12 protein-coding genes are annotated in these 18132 nt (G+C 37.5%); 7 read left to right on the top strand and 5 right to left on the bottom strand.

Translation table 11 applies throughout. The features are described 5' to 3' along the window. The first annotated feature begins 80 nt into the window (after nucleotides 1–80). A complete protein-coding gene (locus P164_RS02550) occupies nucleotides 81–902 on the top strand; it encodes a Cof-type HAD-IIB family hydrolase (protein WP_028374913.1) in 822 nt (273 codons plus the stop codon). On the opposite strand, the gene P164_RS02545 is transcribed toward P164_RS02550, so the two are convergent. Continuing rightward, complete coding sequence (locus P164_RS02545) at nucleotides 888–1310, bottom strand: secondary thiamine-phosphate synthase enzyme YjbQ (RefSeq protein ID WP_028374912.1); 423 nt, start codon at nucleotides 1308–1310, stop codon at nucleotides 888–890. The genes P164_RS02550 and P164_RS02545 overlap by 15 nt on opposite strands. 148 nt (nucleotides 1311–1458) lie before the next feature. Here P164_RS02545 and P164_RS02540 point away from each other — a divergent pair, with 148 nt between their 5' ends. The 4 genes from P164_RS02540 to P164_RS02525 all read left to right on the top strand — a co-directional run bounded on the left by P164_RS02540 (nucleotide 1459) and on the right by P164_RS02525 (nucleotide 9174). Then, a complete protein-coding gene (locus tag P164_RS02540; RefSeq protein WP_028374911.1) occupies nucleotides 1459–2484 on the top strand; it encodes a pirin family protein in 1026 nt (341 codons plus the stop codon). 93 nt (nucleotides 2485–2577) lie between these two features. After that, nucleotides 2578–6327 carry a gliding motility-associated C-terminal domain-containing protein gene (locus P164_RS02535; protein WP_028374910.1) on the top strand — a complete coding sequence of 1250 codons (3750 nt, stop codon included), beginning with the start codon at nucleotides 2578–2580 and terminating at the stop codon, nucleotides 6325–6327. Between the two features lie 13 nt (nucleotides 6328–6340). Continuing rightward, the gene (locus P164_RS02530; protein ID WP_028374909.1) at nucleotides 6341–7285 is read left to right on the top strand and encodes a type IX secretion system membrane protein PorP/SprF; all 945 of its coding nucleotides are present in this window, start codon (nucleotides 6341–6343) and stop codon (nucleotides 7283–7285) included. A gap of 17 nt (nucleotides 7286–7302) precedes the next feature. Next, nucleotides 7303–9174 carry an OmpA family protein gene (locus tag P164_RS02525; protein WP_028374908.1) on the top strand — a complete coding sequence of 624 codons (1872 nt, stop codon included), beginning with the start codon at nucleotides 7303–7305 and terminating at the stop codon, nucleotides 9172–9174. 107 nt (nucleotides 9175–9281) lie between these two features. Here P164_RS02525 and P164_RS02520 read toward each other — a convergent pair whose 3' ends face one another. The 3 genes from P164_RS02520 to P164_RS02510 all read right to left on the bottom strand — a co-directional run bounded on the left by P164_RS02520 (nucleotide 9282) and on the right by P164_RS02510 (nucleotide 12665). Beyond that, nucleotides 9282–10745, bottom strand: a complete 1464-nt coding sequence (locus tag P164_RS02520) for a hypothetical protein (RefSeq protein WP_028374907.1) — start codon at nucleotides 10743–10745, stop codon at nucleotides 9282–9284. A gap of 23 nt (nucleotides 10746–10768) precedes the next feature. Continuing rightward, nucleotides 10769–11890, bottom strand: a complete 1122-nt coding sequence (locus tag P164_RS02515; RefSeq protein ID WP_028374906.1) for a vWA domain-containing protein — start codon at nucleotides 11888–11890, stop codon at nucleotides 10769–10771. A 175-nt stretch (nucleotides 11891–12065) separates the two neighbouring features. Then, nucleotides 12066–12665, bottom strand: a complete 600-nt coding sequence (locus P164_RS02510; protein WP_028374905.1) for a fasciclin domain-containing protein — start codon at nucleotides 12663–12665, stop codon at nucleotides 12066–12068. Between the two features lie 180 nt (nucleotides 12666–12845). Here P164_RS02510 and P164_RS02505 point away from each other — a divergent pair, with 180 nt between their 5' ends. After that, nucleotides 12846–16070: a WD40/YVTN/BNR-like repeat-containing protein gene (locus tag P164_RS02505; protein ID WP_028374904.1), complete on the top strand. Its 3225-nt coding sequence runs from the start codon at nucleotides 12846–12848 to the stop codon at nucleotides 16068–16070. A gap of 72 nt (nucleotides 16071–16142) precedes the next feature. On the opposite strand, the gene P164_RS02500 is transcribed toward P164_RS02505, so the two are convergent. Beyond that, a complete protein-coding gene (locus P164_RS02500; protein WP_028374903.1) occupies nucleotides 16143–17120 on the bottom strand; it encodes an App1 family protein in 978 nt (325 codons plus the stop codon). A gap of 64 nt (nucleotides 17121–17184) precedes the next feature. Between P164_RS02500 and P164_RS02495 the strand changes: the two genes are divergently transcribed. Continuing rightward, on the top strand, nucleotides 17185–18060 hold the full coding sequence (locus tag P164_RS02495; RefSeq protein WP_028374902.1) for a diacylglycerol/lipid kinase family protein: 876 nt from the start codon (nucleotides 17185–17187) through the stop codon (nucleotides 18058–18060). Nucleotides 18061–18132: the final 72 nt, after the last annotated feature.

The raw sequence follows: 18132 nt of genomic DNA, 5'->3' as shown, positions 1-18132 counted from the left end.
AAACAGACATATTAAGAATTTAAGATACTCTTAATGTTAGAAATTCGGTCAGGTTGCGAGTATGGGTTATTTTCGCGCTTATGGATTTATCACATGTAAAATTAGTAGTCTCAGATATGGACGGTACACTCCTTAATGATCAAGGAGCTGTGAGTTCTTTATTTTTTGAGCAGTTTGAACAACTTAAAAAGCATAATGTACAATTTGTAGCCGCAAGCGGAAGACAATACTACAGTATGATTCACAAGTTAGAGCCTATTAAAGATGAGATTACCATAATCGCAGAAAATGGCGGAATGACCGTAATCGCAGAAGAAGTAACAGATACTTGTACTATAGACACGCAAACGGTTCACGATTTAATACGTCGTATGCGTAAAATAGATGATGCACATATTGTTCTATGCGGAAAAAAACAGGCGTATGTAGAATCTGAGCACGACAAATTCCTAAATATCTTTAACGAGTATTATTTTAAATATGACCGTGTAGAGGACCTAACGCAAATCGAAGACGATGATTTCTTTAAGATAGCTGTTTACAGTTTTGGTGGTTCAGAAACAACTACGTATCCCGAAGTACGACACTTAGAAGATAAAATTAAGGCAAAAGTTTCTGGAGAAAACTGGCTAGATTTAAGTCATCTCAATACAGATAAAGGTCGCGCACTTAAAATCCTTCAGAATAAATTAAATATTTCTAAAGATGAGACTATGGTCTTTGGTGACTACAATAATGACATCGAAATGATGGAGTTGGCTCACTTTAGCTATGCTATGCAGAATGCACATCCTAATATTACCAAGGCAGCTAATTATAGTACTAAAAGCAACAACGAGGGTGGCGTAGAATACATTTTAAGCCAGCTAATTGAAGCTAAAGAGCAGCTAGTCACCAAATAATGTTAGTACAACACTTCGTGAGCCACCGTGATTACGGTGTTCACAAAGATAAATACCCTGCCAGATTCCCAGATTTAATTTTCCGTTTGTAATGGGTATTGTCACCGAAGCTCCCATCAGCGATGCTTTGATGTGCGCCGGCATATCATCTGGCCCTTCGTAGGTGTGTATATAATAAGGTGCATTTTCGGGAACCATTTTATTCATATGACTTTCAAAATCTTCCCGTACTGTAGGATCTGCATTTTCATTTATAGTAAGGCTGGCAGACGTATGTTTAATAAATACCTGTAATTGCCCTATTTTTATTGTTCTCAACTCTTCTAAATGAGTTGTAATCTCATTTGTGATTAAATGAAAACCTCTAGCTCGTCGCTTTAACTGTATTTCCTTCTGAAAAAATTTCACTGCCCTTAAGATTTTAAATTGTGTATTGTTGAAAATTACAAATTTTGAATTGGTCTTTAATAGATGACTGTGAATAAGTGCTTACATTTAATGTTTCAGTTACGGGTTGGGTCACCTAACTTAGTGTACTCTTTTAGAAATTAAATCTATGGCTGCTATTATTAAAATAAAACAACTTCAGAACCAGTGGGAAACTCAAGATCCATTTCTTTTTTGTGCTTTTCACCACGATAGTTACCCTAAAGGCAATGGTAATTTAGGACCTGAAGCATCTTTAGCAGGTCGTAATTTGGGTCAGGATTTTGTTCAGAAAGATGGCTGGGCGATGTACCACGGCTCTAAAATACCGGGATTTCCGGCACACCCGCACGTAGGTTTTGAAACAGTTACTATAGCACAACAGGGATTTGTAGATCACTCAGATTCGCTAGGCGCTGCCGGTAGATTTGGAAATGGTGATGTACAGTGGATGACAGCCGGAAAAGGTGTACAACACAGTGAAATGTTTCCACTACTCAATACCGAAGACAAAAATCCCCTGCTGCTTTTTCAAATATGGTTGAATTTACCTGCAAAAAGTAAAGGTGTAGCTCCTTATTTTGGGATGATGTGGCACGAGAATATTCCGGTTATTAATCTTAAGGATAAACATAACAATAACATTAGCATAACCCTTATTGCGGGTACTTATAAGAATCAAAGAGCATTAGACCCTGCGCCAGACTCCTGGGCAGCAAATCCTAAAAACGGAATAAACATTTGGCTGATAACATTAGATGCTGAAGCGACATTTACACTTCCTAAGGGAAAAGAAGGCGCTAACCGTTCATTATATTTTTATGAGGGTAATACACTTATTTCTGAAGAATTTACCATACCGGTTATGCACGAGATACAGGCAGAAGCCTCACAAGATTTAACACTTACTAATACAAATGTTCCTGCATCACTTTTACTACTTGAAGGAATGCCCATAAACGAGCACGTCGTAAAACACGGACCCTTTGTAGGCAATTCAAGAAGTGATATCGAAAATGCTTTCAGAAATTTTCAGGAAACAGAATTTGGTGGATGGCCGTGGCCTTCACCTGAGCATACCCACGACGCGAAAATGAAACGCTTTGCCTTATATCCTAACGGTAATAAAGAAGATCCGTCAGAATTAGAAGTTTAAGTGTGAAAGTTTTACTAATATAATTTTACCTTAATCGTGATTATTTGCAATTAAACGATTAATATTGTATTATTAAAACTTATCCCAACTTCTATGCATAAAAAAATTACTTTTTTAGGAAAGGCAATTATGCTGTCTTTTCTATTTATTAGTTTCGGATTTTCTACATCAACCTATGCTCAGTGCGCCGGTGAGGATGCGACACTCAGTTCGTGTAACAAAGAAACAAATCAATTTTTAGACCTATTTGCAGCTCTAGGTGGTTCACCAACTCCGGGTGGTACCTGGACTGATAACGACAATACAGGTGGTCTAAACGAAATGACGGGTGAGCTAAATACCTGGCAAATAAGTAGCGGCGGTTCTTTTACTTATACCTATACCAACCCCAATTGTTCAGAAAGCGCTACAGTAACACTTACATTAGCGGGCTTTCCGGGACAAAGCAATATGAATGCTGTGGCTTGTGATGACAATAGTAGCGTCAACTTGTTCCAATTTACAGGAGGTAGCCCTGCAGCAACTACGCCAGGAAACTGGACTCTTATAGCAGTAAGTAATGAAAGAGGTGATGATGTCGCCTCAGCCAGCAACTCACTATCAGGACGTAATTTTGATGCTTCACAAGCTGGGAAAGGTACCTACACGTTTAGATATACCATTACAGATCAACCAGCAATAGATTGCCAGACTAGTTCTGCTAATCCTTCTCCTATTTCAAGTATGGTAAGACTTGAAGTATCTCCTGCCCCAGACTCTGGTAATTTAGATCCTAACGTAAAAACTATATTTTGTGAAACTGATGATCTATCTGGTTTCAGAAATTATAATTTAAGAACTGCAATCATAAACGAAGATGATGGCGGTTTCTGGACGGAAAATAAAACCGGTGAGATTACCAGTGCTACAGATAGTTTTATAAATATCGAAAGAATACGCGATACCTATGGGGTAGGCACCTATTCTTTTACCTACACTGTAGAACCTGTAAATCAAATTTGTAATGAAAGTGAAATTACTGTAAATATCGTGATTGAGCAGGTAGCAGATTTTAGAAATGCTATATTAGAGTTTAGTTTTCCTGCGGAAGATGAGGACGTTATTTGCGTAGATACGTTACCTATTACTCCAATTGTTACCATTACAGGAGCTATAGCTGATATACCTAATGGAAATTACGAAATGACATACAGCGTAAGTCCGTCACCAAATGCGGGTACAGAAACGGTAGTTGTTACAATGACCGATGGTGTGGGTACTTTTAATGCAAATACAGGTTTTTTCACAGGTGTAGGAGTTGCTGAACTCGTTATTGAGTCTATCAAAGACCCTAATACATTTGGAGAATGTATCACGTATTTAGGAGATCTTCGAGATACACTTACTATAGTGGGATTACCTGATCTATCTGATGCGCTTCTTGAAGTAGATCAACCTTTATGTCTTGAAGAAAATGGTACGTTCACCATAAGTGATGCAGGAAGTACTTCAGAACTCGAATTAATAGATGGAAACTATAGCTTTACCTATACGCTGGCAAATTCTACAACCTCGATGAATTATACACAGACAGCAGATGTTTTAGGAGGTACAGCTACAATTACATTACCGGCAACAGCACTCTTAACGGCAGATGACTATACTATTACATTAACAAATGCTACTAACTATGCAGGATGTAGCTCTGATGTTACAATAACATCCACATTTACAGTAAGTCCTAAACCAGACGCTCAAACTTTAAGCGTTAGTGTTACTGATGCCTGCGAAAACGAAACAGTAACTGTCACTATTACAGACACAGCTACGACTGCAAATCTTACAGATGGCACTTACGATTTCACATATGACCTAACAGGAGCTATTACACTTACAAATCAATCTGCTACTGGCGTTGTTGTAACAAACGGTAAAGGATCATTTATACTACCTGCAACAATTTTAGCAAATGGGAACTCTAACCTCACGCTGACTTCAATTGCAAATTCATTAACGGCGTGTGAAGCAGATAACTTAACAATGCCAGCAGCCGACTTTAATATTACTCCTATACCAGATCTAACCAATGCAGTACTTACGGTAGTTGATGTTTGTGAAGACAAGGAAGCTACTCTTACGATAAATGTTGCTCCAACTGCTGTTCAGGATGGTAGTTATACGTTAAGCTATACAATTAGCGGTGCTAATACGCTGGCACAGACCAATGCTAATGTGACCTTTACTGCTGGTGTGGCAATCTTAGCAATTGCCGAAACATCACTTACTAACGCAGGAACTAATACAATCACAATTTTAAGTTTAGCTACTGCTACTTTAAACTGTGCAGCAACAGGTTTACCGATTTCTCAAAATTTTGAAACCTTACCCGTTCCTACACTTACAAATACAACAGTTAGTGTAGCTTCGGTATGTTTAGGAGAAGGCTCAGATATTCTTTTTACAAATTCAGATCTTACAGATGGTACTTATGAAATTGAATATGAGTTAACCGGAGCAAATATGTTCTCTCAAACGGCTACAATCACATTCCTAGGAGGAAGTGCATCTTTATCTCTTGATGCTCTAACCTTAGCTAATGCAGGAACAACTACTTTGACTATTAAGTCAATTACAAGCACAGCGTCCACCTGTATTAACGATACAAGTTTAACTACATCTTTTGAGGTGAATCCTATTCCAGAACTTGCTGATGAAAGCGTGACAGCTTCAGATATATGTGTAAATGAACCAGGATTAGTTAGTATTGCAAATGCAGCAGATCTTACTGATGGCACGTATACAGTAACTTATGATTTGTCTGGCACGAACACAGCCTCAGGTCTTTCGGCAACCGTAACTGTAACTAACGGAACCGGATTATTTGAAATACCAGCTACTGCTTTAACACAAACAGGGATTACAACCATAGATATTACACAGGTTACAAGCGCATCAAATTGTGCTTCTGGTACTTTAGCTGTGAGTGATGATTTTGAAATATACGATTTACCAGACGCTACCGGTGTTGTAGTAACCGGTACTGATGTATGTTTTGGAGAACCGGTATCTGTATTAATAAGCGGTGCTTCAGCATTAGTAGATGCAGATTATTTAGTTACCTATGCGCTTAGTGGAGCTAACACAGTACAGTCTGTAACTGCTACATTGCCTTTCACAGCAGGCGCTGCGACCTTGTCTATAGATTCTTCAGTACTGATAAGTGCAGGCGTTACTACCATAGAAATTATAGATATTCAAAATTTTACAACATTGTGTAGTGCTTCAAATGTAACTGCTAATCCTGCTGTAATAGCCCTTGAAGATCCTACTACCCCATCACTTACTGCATCAGGAAATGTGTTTTGCGTAAACGACGATCCTACCGTAGCTGATCTTTTAGCGAATGCGAGCTCAAGTTTTGACGTCTTAGTTTACGATGCTGCAACCGGCGGCTCTCTTGTAAGTTCAACTACCGCTTTATCTGCAAATACAACCTACTATCTTGCTGCTCAAAACAGTTCTTCAGGTTGTGAAAGTTCACAACGATTAGCTGTAACAGCAGATTTAACAGGTTGTGATTCGGTATTTATACCAGATGGTTTCTCTCCTAACGGCGATGGAATAAATGATCTGTTTGAAATGAAAAATATAGATATTATTTACCCAAATTATACTATTGAGATATTTAACCGTAACGGTAATGTCGTGTTTAAAGGTAATGCCTCTTCAGGCTTCTGGAACGGACAGGCAAATCAAAACCGCTTAGGAGGAAACACACTTCCTAACGGTACCTATTTCTACATTATCAATTACAACAATGGCCAAACAAATTCTAAACAAGGTAAAGTTTACCTAAACAGATAAAAGGATGATCTCAATGAAAACTTCAACTTCAAAATTCACGTTTTTTGCAGTGCTTGTCCTTTTTTGCACAAGTATGTTTGCACAACAAGACCCAGAATACACGCAGTATATGTATAATATGAGCGTGATTAACCCGGCTTATTCATCTGTAAATAAAGCTAAAATAGGTGGCATTTACAGAGCACAGTGGGTAAGTATAGATGGTGCTCCCACAACTGCCAGCTTTTTTGGCCATTTACCCGTCTCTGATAAAGTAGAGCTGGGTTTAAATATTGTTCACGATGAAATAGGCGATGTAGTACAGGAAACTAATTTAAATGCAGATTTTGCTTATAAATTACCCGTACAGGAAAATGCTACACTTGCCTTAGGTATTAAAGCCGGAGCTTCGTTTTTTAGTACAGACTTTAGCAGACTTCAACTAGGCAGCGGTGGTCCTGCAACAGACCCTTCTTTTGATCAGAATATAAACCGCACATATCCTACAATAGGAATTGGAGCTTATTATTTTTCAGAAAAATATTATTTAGGACTTTCTGCACCTAATCTTGTAGCTTCTCAACATCTTGAAGATCAAAATGGCGTTCAGCGTCTGGGAAGTGAAAACACACATTTCTTTTTTACCGGTGGTTATGTATTTGAACCGTCTTCAGACTTTCAGATTAAACCTTCATTTATGGCGAGATGGGTAAATGGCGCTCCGGTAAGTATTGATGTTAATGCCAATGTGCGTTTTTATCAACGTTTTGAGGCAGGTATAGGCTACCGCATTGATGATGCCGTAACCGGAATGCTAAATTTTGAGGTAACACCAGGTGTTCGCGTAGGCTATGCCTATGATTATACCACATCAAATTTAGGAGCGTACAATAACGGAAGCCACGAAGTTATGGTTCTCTTTGATTTTGACCTGTTAAGCAAATTACCATCTTATCTTAAATCTCCTCGCTTCTTTTAATTTACAGTATTATAACTATGAAAACTTATACCATTCTATGTATTCTGCTGATTGTTTTTCAAGTGGGATTTTCACAAAGCAAAACATTAAAAGAGGCCAATAAGCTTTTTGCTAATCAGGCATACGCCGAAGCAATACAAGCTTATGAGACAGAAGAAACTTTAGATTCTACAGCTACCTTAAAATTAGCTGACGCTTATTATTACACTGCAGATGCTCAAAACGCTTCTGCCACTTATGAAAAAGCGTGGATGCTAAATCCTAATCAAAGCCTAAGTACCTATTTTAGATATGCAGATGCCGCAAAACGCAACAAAGATTATGACAAGGCAAATGAATTGTTATCTACTTATACAGGTGAAGCAATTTCTATATTAGAAACCACTGAAGCTAACGATCTTAAACTTCCACAGTATTTTATGCCTACGGTTTTAGATGCTGCTTCTGCTTATGACGATTTTGGAGCCGCTTATTTTGACAGACAAATCGTATTTGCTTCAAATCGTAATGCAGAACGACCGCTTTATGCCTGGACCGGAAAACCCTTTCTAGATTTGTATTATGCTAAAGTTTCGGGAAGTACGATAACTGATGAAGGTTTGTTTCCGGGAGCAATAAATACAGATACGCACGAGAGTAATGCAGTATTTACGGCAGATGGTAAACGTATGTATTTTACACGTACCAGCTCACAATTAAGTAGAATAGACAAAAGTAAAGTGGGTGTTTTACAAATTTATAGTGCAGAGCTGGTAGGTACACAGTGGTCTAATGTAAAACCTATTGAAATAAATAACCCGTTATATTCAATAACCCATCCTGCACTTAGCTCAGATGGCAGCACACTATATTTTGCTAGTGATATGCCTGGTGGTTTTGGTAATTTTGATATATATAAGGCAGAAATAAATCCCGATGGCAGTATAAGCAATCCTGTAAATTTAGGGCCTCAGATAAATACAGATAAATTAGAGCAGTTTCCATTTGTATCAGAATCGGGCAACCTGTATTTTGCCAGTAATCGCGTAGAAGGTCTGGGTGGTCTAGATGTTTACCGAAGCGACTGGGAGTCTGGTGATTTTCAAGAAGCATTCAATCTGGGCTCATCCATAAATTCAAATGCAGATGATTTTGCTCTTATTTTAAAAGAGGGCTATGGCTCTGGATTTTTCTCTTCTAATCGAACCGGAAAAGACAAATTATATGCCTTAGAAATCTATCCTAACGTAGATTATGTGGTCTTAGGAAATGTAGATGATAAGACTACCTTAAAGCCTATTCCAAGCGCAGAGGTAACGATGTTTAATACTAAAACCGGTACCATTACTAAAACCCGTTCTGCTGAAGATGGAAGCTTCAAATTTGATGTTCGCCCTAACAGTTCATATAAATTTAAAGCCAATAAAGAACTTTATGTTCCTACCGAAAAGGAAGTAAAAATTGAATATTCGCCACTTACTAAAACGGTTATTAAATTAGAGATGCTTGCATATGCAGACTCAGACAGTTTAATTGTTTTTAATAAACGTAATCAAACAACACAGATAAATCTTGAGAAAATATTTTTTGATTTTGACAAGGCAACTATTCGTCCTGATGCTGCTAAAATCTTAAATAAACTCGTTGAGGTAATGCAAAAATATCCTAATATGAATATTGAAGTTGCATCGCATACAGATAGCAAGGGTTCTGATGGTTATAACTTACAGTTGTCTGAGCGTCGAGCACAGGCTACAGTAGCCTATTTAATTTCTCAGGGTATTAATGAAAGTCGTTTGACCGCTAAAGGTTATGGAGAAACCGATTTGATAAACGATTGTAATTCTATGAATTGTACAGATGCTCAACAGGATGTAAACCGAAGAAGTGAGTTTACCATCTTAAAGTAATACACAAATCCATTTGAGTCTTCGATTTCAGAAGTACTTCTATTATCTCATAAAAAAACCCCGCTAAATAAATTTAGCGGGGTTTTTAATTTTAAGTTTTCATAAGTCTAAAGACCGTTTATATAACTACCATATAAATCTTTAAAACGCATCCCTTCAGACATACGGTATTTGCTTAATTTCTTAAACTCTACCAGTGCCCAAAGAATAAACTCTTTCATAAAGTACTGATCTTTTTTATCAAGATCTGCCTGATACGTATTGATAAGGGTTTGCAAAGGCGCAACATCATCTAGCATCTTTTTATATTCCGCTTCATTTAAATCGTCAAGCAATTCAAAATCGGTTTGGTCAAAAAACCACGCTATAATAGGGTCATAAGGATTATTTTCATTCTGTTTTTCGAGCTTTTTAATTTCGGGGAAATAACTAATAAATAAAGTCTTTATCGCATCTCCTATTAAGGTATGTGCAACAGAAGCTGCTCCCTCCTGCTCTCCTTCGTAAACTAACTCTACCTTACCGGTGATTGCAGGTATCATTCCCATAAAATCTCCCAGACGTACAGTAGTGTTCTCCTCGCCTGCCAGTAACGCTCTGCGTTCTGCAGTACTTAGAAGATTTTCATAAGCGGTAATACTCATGCGTGCACTTACACCACTTTTAACATCTATATATTCACTATCACGAGCCTCAAAGCTTATTTGCTCTAAAAGATCTTTTGCTAGTGAAGGCACATAAATCTGCTCCTCATTACGACCATCTCTGCGTGCTTCTTGCTGCGTTATGGTGCGCGCTATTTCTATTGTTTCAGGATAATGTGTAAGAATTTGAGAACCTATTCGATCTTTTAAAGGGGTTACAATACTTCCTCTATTTGTATAATCTTCAGGATTTGCAGTAAATACAAACTGAAGATCTAAAGGCAAACGCAATTTAAAACCACGAATCTGTATATCTCCTTCCTGTAAAATATTAAACAAGGCTACCTGAATACGAGCCTGTAAATCTGGTAACTCATTAATAACAAAAATGCAGCGGTTTGCACGAGGGATCATCCCAAAGTGAATCACGCGGTCATCTGCATAACTCAGTTTTAAATTAGCAGCTTTAATAGGATCTACATCCCCAATTAAATCTGCTACGGTAACATCTGGAGTTGCTAATTTTTCAGCAAAACGATCATCTCTATGAAGCCAGTCTACTGGTGTATCGTCTCCTTTTTCACTAATTAATTCTTTAGCATAACGCGATAAGGGATTAAACGGATCATCATTTAATTCTGAACCTTCAACAACAGGTACCCACTCATCCAACAGTTGAACCATTAAACGTGCAAGACGTGTTTTTGCCTGCCCTCTTAAACCCAATAAATTAATATTGTGCTTGGAAAGAATTGCGCGCTCTAATTCTGGTATTACCGTATATTCATAACCATGTATACCTTCAAAAGAGTTTTTTCCTTCCTTAATATTTTTAAGTAAATTTTGACGAAGCTCATCTTTAATACCACGACTGGCATAGTTTGCTTTTTTTAACTCACCTAATGTTTTAATAGCTGGTTTGCTCATAGTCTTTTCTTTATTTTCTTTTTCTAGCGTATTTTCTTTTTTCTATTAGTTTCATAATCTTCAAAAATCATTTCTCCCAGTCCTTTGAGGCCTGTGTAAAATGCTTTTCCTTGATTAGCTTCAGTAAACTGGCGTACAAAATGCATCAGATACGGGTCTTGTGCAATCATAAATGTGGTTATAGGTATTTTAAGTTTACGCGCCTGACTGGCCTGGCTGTAACACTTATTTACTATATATTCATCTAAGCCCACACTGTTCTTATAATAACGACCGTCTGCTTCTCGTATACAACTAGGCTTACCATCTGTTATCATGAAAATCTGCTTATTGGTATTACGTTTACGACGCAAAATATCCATAGCAAGTTGCAAGCCGGCAACGGTATTGGTGTGGTATGGCCCTACCTGCAAATACGGTAGATCTTTAATTTTAATAGGCCAGGAGTCATTACCAAATACAATGATATCTATGGTATCTTTAGGATAACGGGTTGTTATCAATTCGGCGAGAGCCATCGCTACTTTTTTAGCAGGTGTAATGCGATCTTCGCCATACAAAATCATACTGTGACTGATATCTATCATAAGCACTGTACTCATTTGCGCTTTATGCTGAGTTTCTTCAACAATAAGATCTCTTTCGGTTAAATCAAAATTACCCATACCATTATTGATCTGAGCATTTTTGAGACTTTCGGTCATCGAGACACGTTCAAGACCATCACCAAAACGATATTCCCGGGTTTCACCAGTATGCTCATCGCCACTACCTACTCTATTGGTTTTATGGTTTCCTAAACCACCACGTTTAAGCTTACCGAAAATTTGATCTAAAGCACGTTGTCGTATTGCCTGCTCTGTTTTAGCAGTAATTGATAAAGAACCCTTCCCGTCAGGTTCTAGTTCTTCTTTGAGATAGCCTTTATCTTTAAGTTCCTGCACAAAATCATCTAATGTATAGTCCTCATTAGTTAATTTATATTCCTTATCCAATTCCTTAAGCCAGTCCATTGCCTCATCAAAGTCTCCCGAGGTATGCGTTATCAGCTCTTTAAAAATTTCAAAAAGTTGATCAAACAACGACTGTTCGGGGGCTTCGTAAGTTTTAAAGACAAATCCCTTACGTATATTTTGTTTTTTCATAGCGACTTAAAATTACGGAATTTTAGACTTTTGACCACGCCCAGAATAGAAAAGCTAGACTTAAAAATTAGCCAATTTTAGAATAAGCTTAGACGTTTAAAACTAAACGAGATTACACTAAAAACAAAAAAACCCTTCATTGCTGAAGGGTTTTATAAAGAACTTATAAAAAGTCTTACATTTTTGGCATCACAACTGCATCAATAGCATGTATCACACCATTTGAAGCATCTACGTCTGCCATAACTACTTTTGATTTGTTTCCGTTAGCGTCAGTAATAATAACATTTTCACCATCTAAAGTAGCAGTTAACTCACCACCTTGTACAGTTTTGATTACAAAACTTCCGTTATTGTCATTAATTGCTTTAACTACATCTGCAGCCATATACTCCCCAGAAACAACGTGGTATTTTAAAAGACCAGCTAATTTCTCTTTATTTTCAGGTTTTGTTAAACCTTCTAATGTACCTGCAGGTAATTTATCAAATGCAGCATTAGTAGGAGCAAAAACAGTAAAAGGACCAGCACCATTTAGAGTCTCTCCTAATTCTGCAGCTTGTATAGCAGTTACAAGAGTTGTAAAGTTCTCATTGCCCATTGCTATAGTAGCGATAGTTTGTTGCTCTGGCATTTCTTCTTCAGTAGTTGCCTCAGCCTCCATAGCCATTTGCTCTTCGGTCATAGCTTCATCAGCTTCTTTGTTTTCATTGTCTTTGCAAGAAGTAAAAGCTAAAGTAGCAAGTACTGCCATACTTAAAAATATCTTTTTCATAAGTGTTGTTTTAAATTTTAGTTGCTCAAAAGTATAATGAATTTCTCAAGTTTTTACGTTCAGGTTTATAAGCTTCTGTTAATTGTATTTTTTTTATGTTAAGATGACCTAAAAATGCAAATCAGATCAATATTTTTAAGTTTTCCTTAACTTAGAAAAAAATTCATCTTATTTTAAATTATGAAAAAAACACTACTACTCTCCTTTTTAGCATTGTCACTAGGAATATCTGCCCAAAAAGTAAATCTCGATTTACTCAAAAATATAAAACTACGTAGCGTAGGACCTGCCGGAATGAGTGGCCGTATTACATCAATAGATGCGGTTACTGCAAACCCAGATATAATTTATGCAGGAGCTGCGAGTGGTGGTATCTGGAAATCAACCTCGGGCGGCGTAACCTGGAAACCGGTTTTTGAAAACGAAGCAACCGCTTCCATCGGCGCTGTTGCAATTCAACAATCTAATCCATCTGTAGTTTGGGCCGGTACAGGAGAAGGAAATCCCCGTAATAGTTTAAATGGTGGTTTTGGAGTTTACAAAACACTTGACGGTGGTAAAACCTGGAAATGTATGGGGCTAGAAAATACCCGTCATATATATAGAGTACGTATCAACCCAACAAATCCTGATGTGGTTTATGCCGCTGCAATAGGATCGCCTTGGGGTGAACACGAAGAACGCGGTGTGTACCGCACGCAAGACGGAGGTAAAAGCTGGGAGAAAATTCTTTATGTAGATTCTAAAACTGGAGCTGGTGAACTTATAATGGATCCTACAAACCCAAATAAATTAATTGCTGCAATGTGGCAACACAAGCGCGACCCCTGGTTTTTTAATAGTGGTGGTCCCGGGTCTGGCCTGTATATTACCTATGACGGTGGTGATACGTGGAAAGAGATTACTTCTAAAAACGGGCTGCCGGAAGGTGATCTAGGTCGTATGGGACTTGCAATTGCCGCAAATAAACCCAATATCGTCTATGCATATATTGAATCTAAAAAGAATGCCTTATACCGTTCTGAAGATGGTGGTGAAAACTGGAAAAAAGTAAATGATAATACAGATGAAATAGGAGATCGCCCTTTTTATTATGCAGAAATTTACGTCGCCCCTAATAATGAGAATAGAGTGTATACCGTTTTTACCTACATAAATGTATCTGAAGATGGTGGTGCCAGCTTTAAAGAACTTATGCCTGCCTATGGGGTTGAAAATGGTGTTCACCCAGATCATCATGCGTGGTATATACATCCTACAAACCCTGATTTTATGATAGACGGGAATGACGGCGGACTCAATATTACACGAGATGGTGGTAAAACGTGGCGCTTTGCTGAAAATATTCCAGTGGGTCAATTTTACCATATTGCTGTAGATAATGAATACCCCTATAACGTTTATGGCGGTATGCAGGATAACGGAAGCTGGAGAGGTCCCTCATATGTTTGGAAAGATCAGGGAATACGGAACGCTTACTGGCAGGAAATCTCTTTTGGTGATGGCTTCGATGTAGTTCCCGATAGAGACAATTCACAATACGGGTGGTCTATGAGTCAGCAAGGTTTTGTGAGCAGATACGACTGGGTTACAGGTAACAATTATTCAGTACGACCTACACACCCGAATCCTGAAGTAGAACTACGCTTTAACTGGAATGCAGCAATTAATATCGATCCGTTTGACAACAGCACACTTTACTTTGGCAGTCAATTTGTACATAAATCAACAGATAAAGGATTAACCTGGGAGGTTATATCGCCAGATCTCACCACTAATAATCCCGAAAAACAAAAACAAAGCGAAAGTGGCGGATTAACTATGGATGCTACAGGAGCCGAAAATCACACAACAATTCTAGTTATTGAGCCTTCTCCTGTTGAAAAAGATATGCTCTGGACCGGTTCTGACGATGGTAAGGTATTCTTTACTACAAATGGTGGTAAGAACTGGACCGATGTTTCAAAAAATATAAAAGGCTTGCCAGAAGGCAGCTGGATTGCACAGATTAAAGCTTCAGCTACAAAAAAGGGTGAGGCGCTGCTCGTTGCAAATAATTACCGAAGATTTGATTACAAACCGTATGCGTATCGTACTACAGACTACGGTAAAACCTGGAAAAGTATTGTAGATGTTGACGATGTAGGTAGCTATACACTTTCTATATTAGAAGATAAAAAAGAACCTAATCTAATGTTTTTAGGTACAGATGATGGCTTGTATATCAGTTTGAATGCCGGTACAGACTGGCAAAAATGGACAAACGGCTTCCCTACTGTTCCTGTAAAAGATATGGTAGTTCAGGAGCGTGAAGATGATCTTGCCATTGCAACTTTTGGTAGATCTATCTGGGTTTTAGATGATCTTAAACCCTTACGCGCACTGGCGAGCAATAAAGACTTAATCGCTAAAATGAGTAGCTCAGAAACCCCTACTCTTGAGATCTTCCCTCCTGCTGTTGCCTATCAAAACGCTTCACAGCAACCTATGGGAAGTAGATTTGGTGCAGATGCTACCTTTAATGGAGAAAACCGCAGCAGCGGCGCTCAGATAAAATACTTTTTTAAACCCAAAAAAGACGAAGCAAAGAAAAAAGAAGATATAAAAGAGAATATTGAAGATGAAGAGATTTCTGAATCTGCTGTAAAGTGGGATAGCATCACACTAACTATCTACGATGGTGAGCGTCTTATTAGAACTTTAAAAACAAAAACTCCAGATAGTGCAGGTACGTATAGCATGCGCTGGTATATGGATGAGAAAGGCAGCGACAGACCTTCGCGTACACTACGTAAGCGTACATCAGAATCTGGCGGAGTTTCGGTAAAACCGGGAACTTATAAAGTGGTGCTTAATTATGGTGACTTAGAAAATAGTCAAACCATCACGGTAAAAAGTGACCCTCGTTTAGATATTTCGGCGAATGCAATAAATGAAATATATGCTGCTGAAAAGAATCTGGAAGAAATGATTCAGGTTTCAGCAGACGCTGTAAAACAACTTGTTGAAAGTAAAAATATAGCAGATAACTATATATCAGATTTAAAGAAACTCGATAAAACCAAATACAAAGTTCAGATTGACAGTTCTAAAGCTATTACTAAAAAAATAGATGCTCAAATCGCATTATTTTTAGGTAAGGAAGATGATAGACAAGGAATTACCAGAAATAAAGAAGTCACGGTGCTCAACCGTATATATTCGGCTCGTGGCTATGTAGGAAGCAGGCCTAACGGCTTAACTAAGACTGAAAATATTCTAGTTACTCAGGCAAAAGAAGAATTGACTCAGGCTTTAGCTGCTGTTAATACCTTTTTTAATGAAGACTGGAAAACTTATAAAGCAGAAATGCAAAAGCTAGAACTTGATCCTTTTAAAGAAATTGAAACGTTTGAGTTTAACTAACCTGATTATTAATTTATATAAAAGCCCGGAAGCACGTTACTTCCGGGCTTTTTTTTTACAACCTGGTGAGTTTCAAGTTTTGATAATGCCCACTTCTTTAGAATGTGAAATAGCCTGGTTACTTTTTTTAAAATAACAGGTAGCTACTTGCAGGCGTTCCATTTTAGAGAGTGCCTCTTGTACTTTTACTTTTTTAGAGCGTCTGGTCTGTCTTAAATAAACAGCCTTAATATTCTTAGGAAAGGTTTTACAGATACGCTCATATATAAATGCATCTTGTTGTGAGTCGTCACCCAAAAGCACGTATTGCTGTTTTGGATAAAACGAAATTATATCCTTTATTTTTACAAATTTGTGATCGTGATCTCCGCCTCCGGTCGTTAAGAAATCTGAGATCCCGGTTTTGATATCTTTCAATTTTATTACAGCTTTAGGTAACCGCTGTAATTTTGTAAACTGTACGATAAAATCATACAAATTCCATTCGCTACTTGATACATAAAAAAAAGAATTGCTTTGCCCCTCTGCCTTATGCCCGCTGTTACTTAAAGCGTCATAATGTTTAACAACGTCTTCAAAAGTTTTTCTTTTATTCACATTACGCGCCAGCATCACATAGAGTTTTTTAAATAGGTTTCCGCTATGCGAAATCAAAAAAGTATCGTCTATATCTGAGATAATACTTAGTTCGCTTTCAAAAGGCTTTAGCAAATCTGCTTTCTCTACAATTCCGTACGTTGCTTCTTCGGGTTTGCAACTCACTTCATACTTGTGCCAGCCACTTTCCAGACTATCGGTAAACGGAACCGTAAATCGAAAATACCCGTCCTGCATAGTCAACGTTGTAATGTCAAGGTTTTTAAACTTAAGTCGTACTTCAACATCTTTTAAGGGTGAAATTATAAACATATGAAGTACAGAAAAGGCATGTTTAAAACCTTTACGATCTACCTGATATTTATCTGGAGCCCAGGATTTAAACACATGTCCAAAAACAATGAGTTCACCTTCATTTACATAACCTCTATATAATTGTAAATCTAGTTTCACTATTGGTAGTTTGTTAACGTTTTCAGGTGTTCAAAATACCTAATTTTAAATCGAAATTTACTTAATGAAAGCACAAAAGACCATTCTCCTTGTCATTAATCCCATTGCGGGAGGTACAGACAAAAAGCCCATAATTGAGGCTTTTAAAAATCACGTTAACGATAACGGGAATACTCCTGTAGTCTATGAGACCACTGGTGATGATGATAATGAGGCTATAAATAGACTTATTGAATTACATCAAATTGATAGGGTAATCATTTCAGGCGGTGACGGTACTATACGCGAAGTGGCCGAAATTTTAAAAACAAAAGATTTAAAAATAGGTTTACTGCCTTCGGGCTCTGCAAACGGATTAGCTTCTAATTTTAATATTCCTGAAAAATTACAAGATCAGCTCAGAATCGCGCTCGGTAATACGTATATAAATCTTGATATTATAGAGATTGATAAAATTACCTGTTTGCACATCGCTGACTTAGGTGTTAATGCAAAATTGATAGAAAATTATGAAAAGTCTGAAATACGTGGAAAACTAGGCTATTTTTTACAAGCTATACCTACCCTTTTAAATTCAGATTATCCTTTTGATGTTGAAATTTACGCTAATGGTAAACATTATAAAGAACAAGGTGTTTTAGTTGCGATCGCCAATGCTAATAAATTTGGTACCGGGGCAAATATTAATCCAAAAGGCAAAATGGATGACGGTATTTTTGAAGTTTTAATTTTTAAAAATTTAAGCGTCAAAGGAATTATTGAAACCTTTTATGATGACGCGGCGCTCAATCCAGATTTTGTAACTGTAATCTCGTGTAAAGAAGCTGAGATAACGTGTAAAAAGCCAATAGCTTTTCAAATTGATGGCGAATTTATAGGTGAAAAAACTTCAGTCAAGGCGGTTATGACTCCGCATCATTTATGTATTGCGATTCCTTAACAATTAACATCTTCTTAATACTTTTGTTAAGCTATATATAATTCTTTGGTAGGCGTTATGCAATCCTTTACT

Source organism: Leeuwenhoekiella sp. MAR_2009_132 (assembly GCF_000687915.1).
Lineage (GTDB): Bacteria > Bacteroidota > Bacteroidia > Flavobacteriales > Flavobacteriaceae > Leeuwenhoekiella.
The sequence above is the reverse complement of the archived record's forward strand: the minus strand, read 5'-3'. Positions and strand labels throughout refer to the sequence as shown.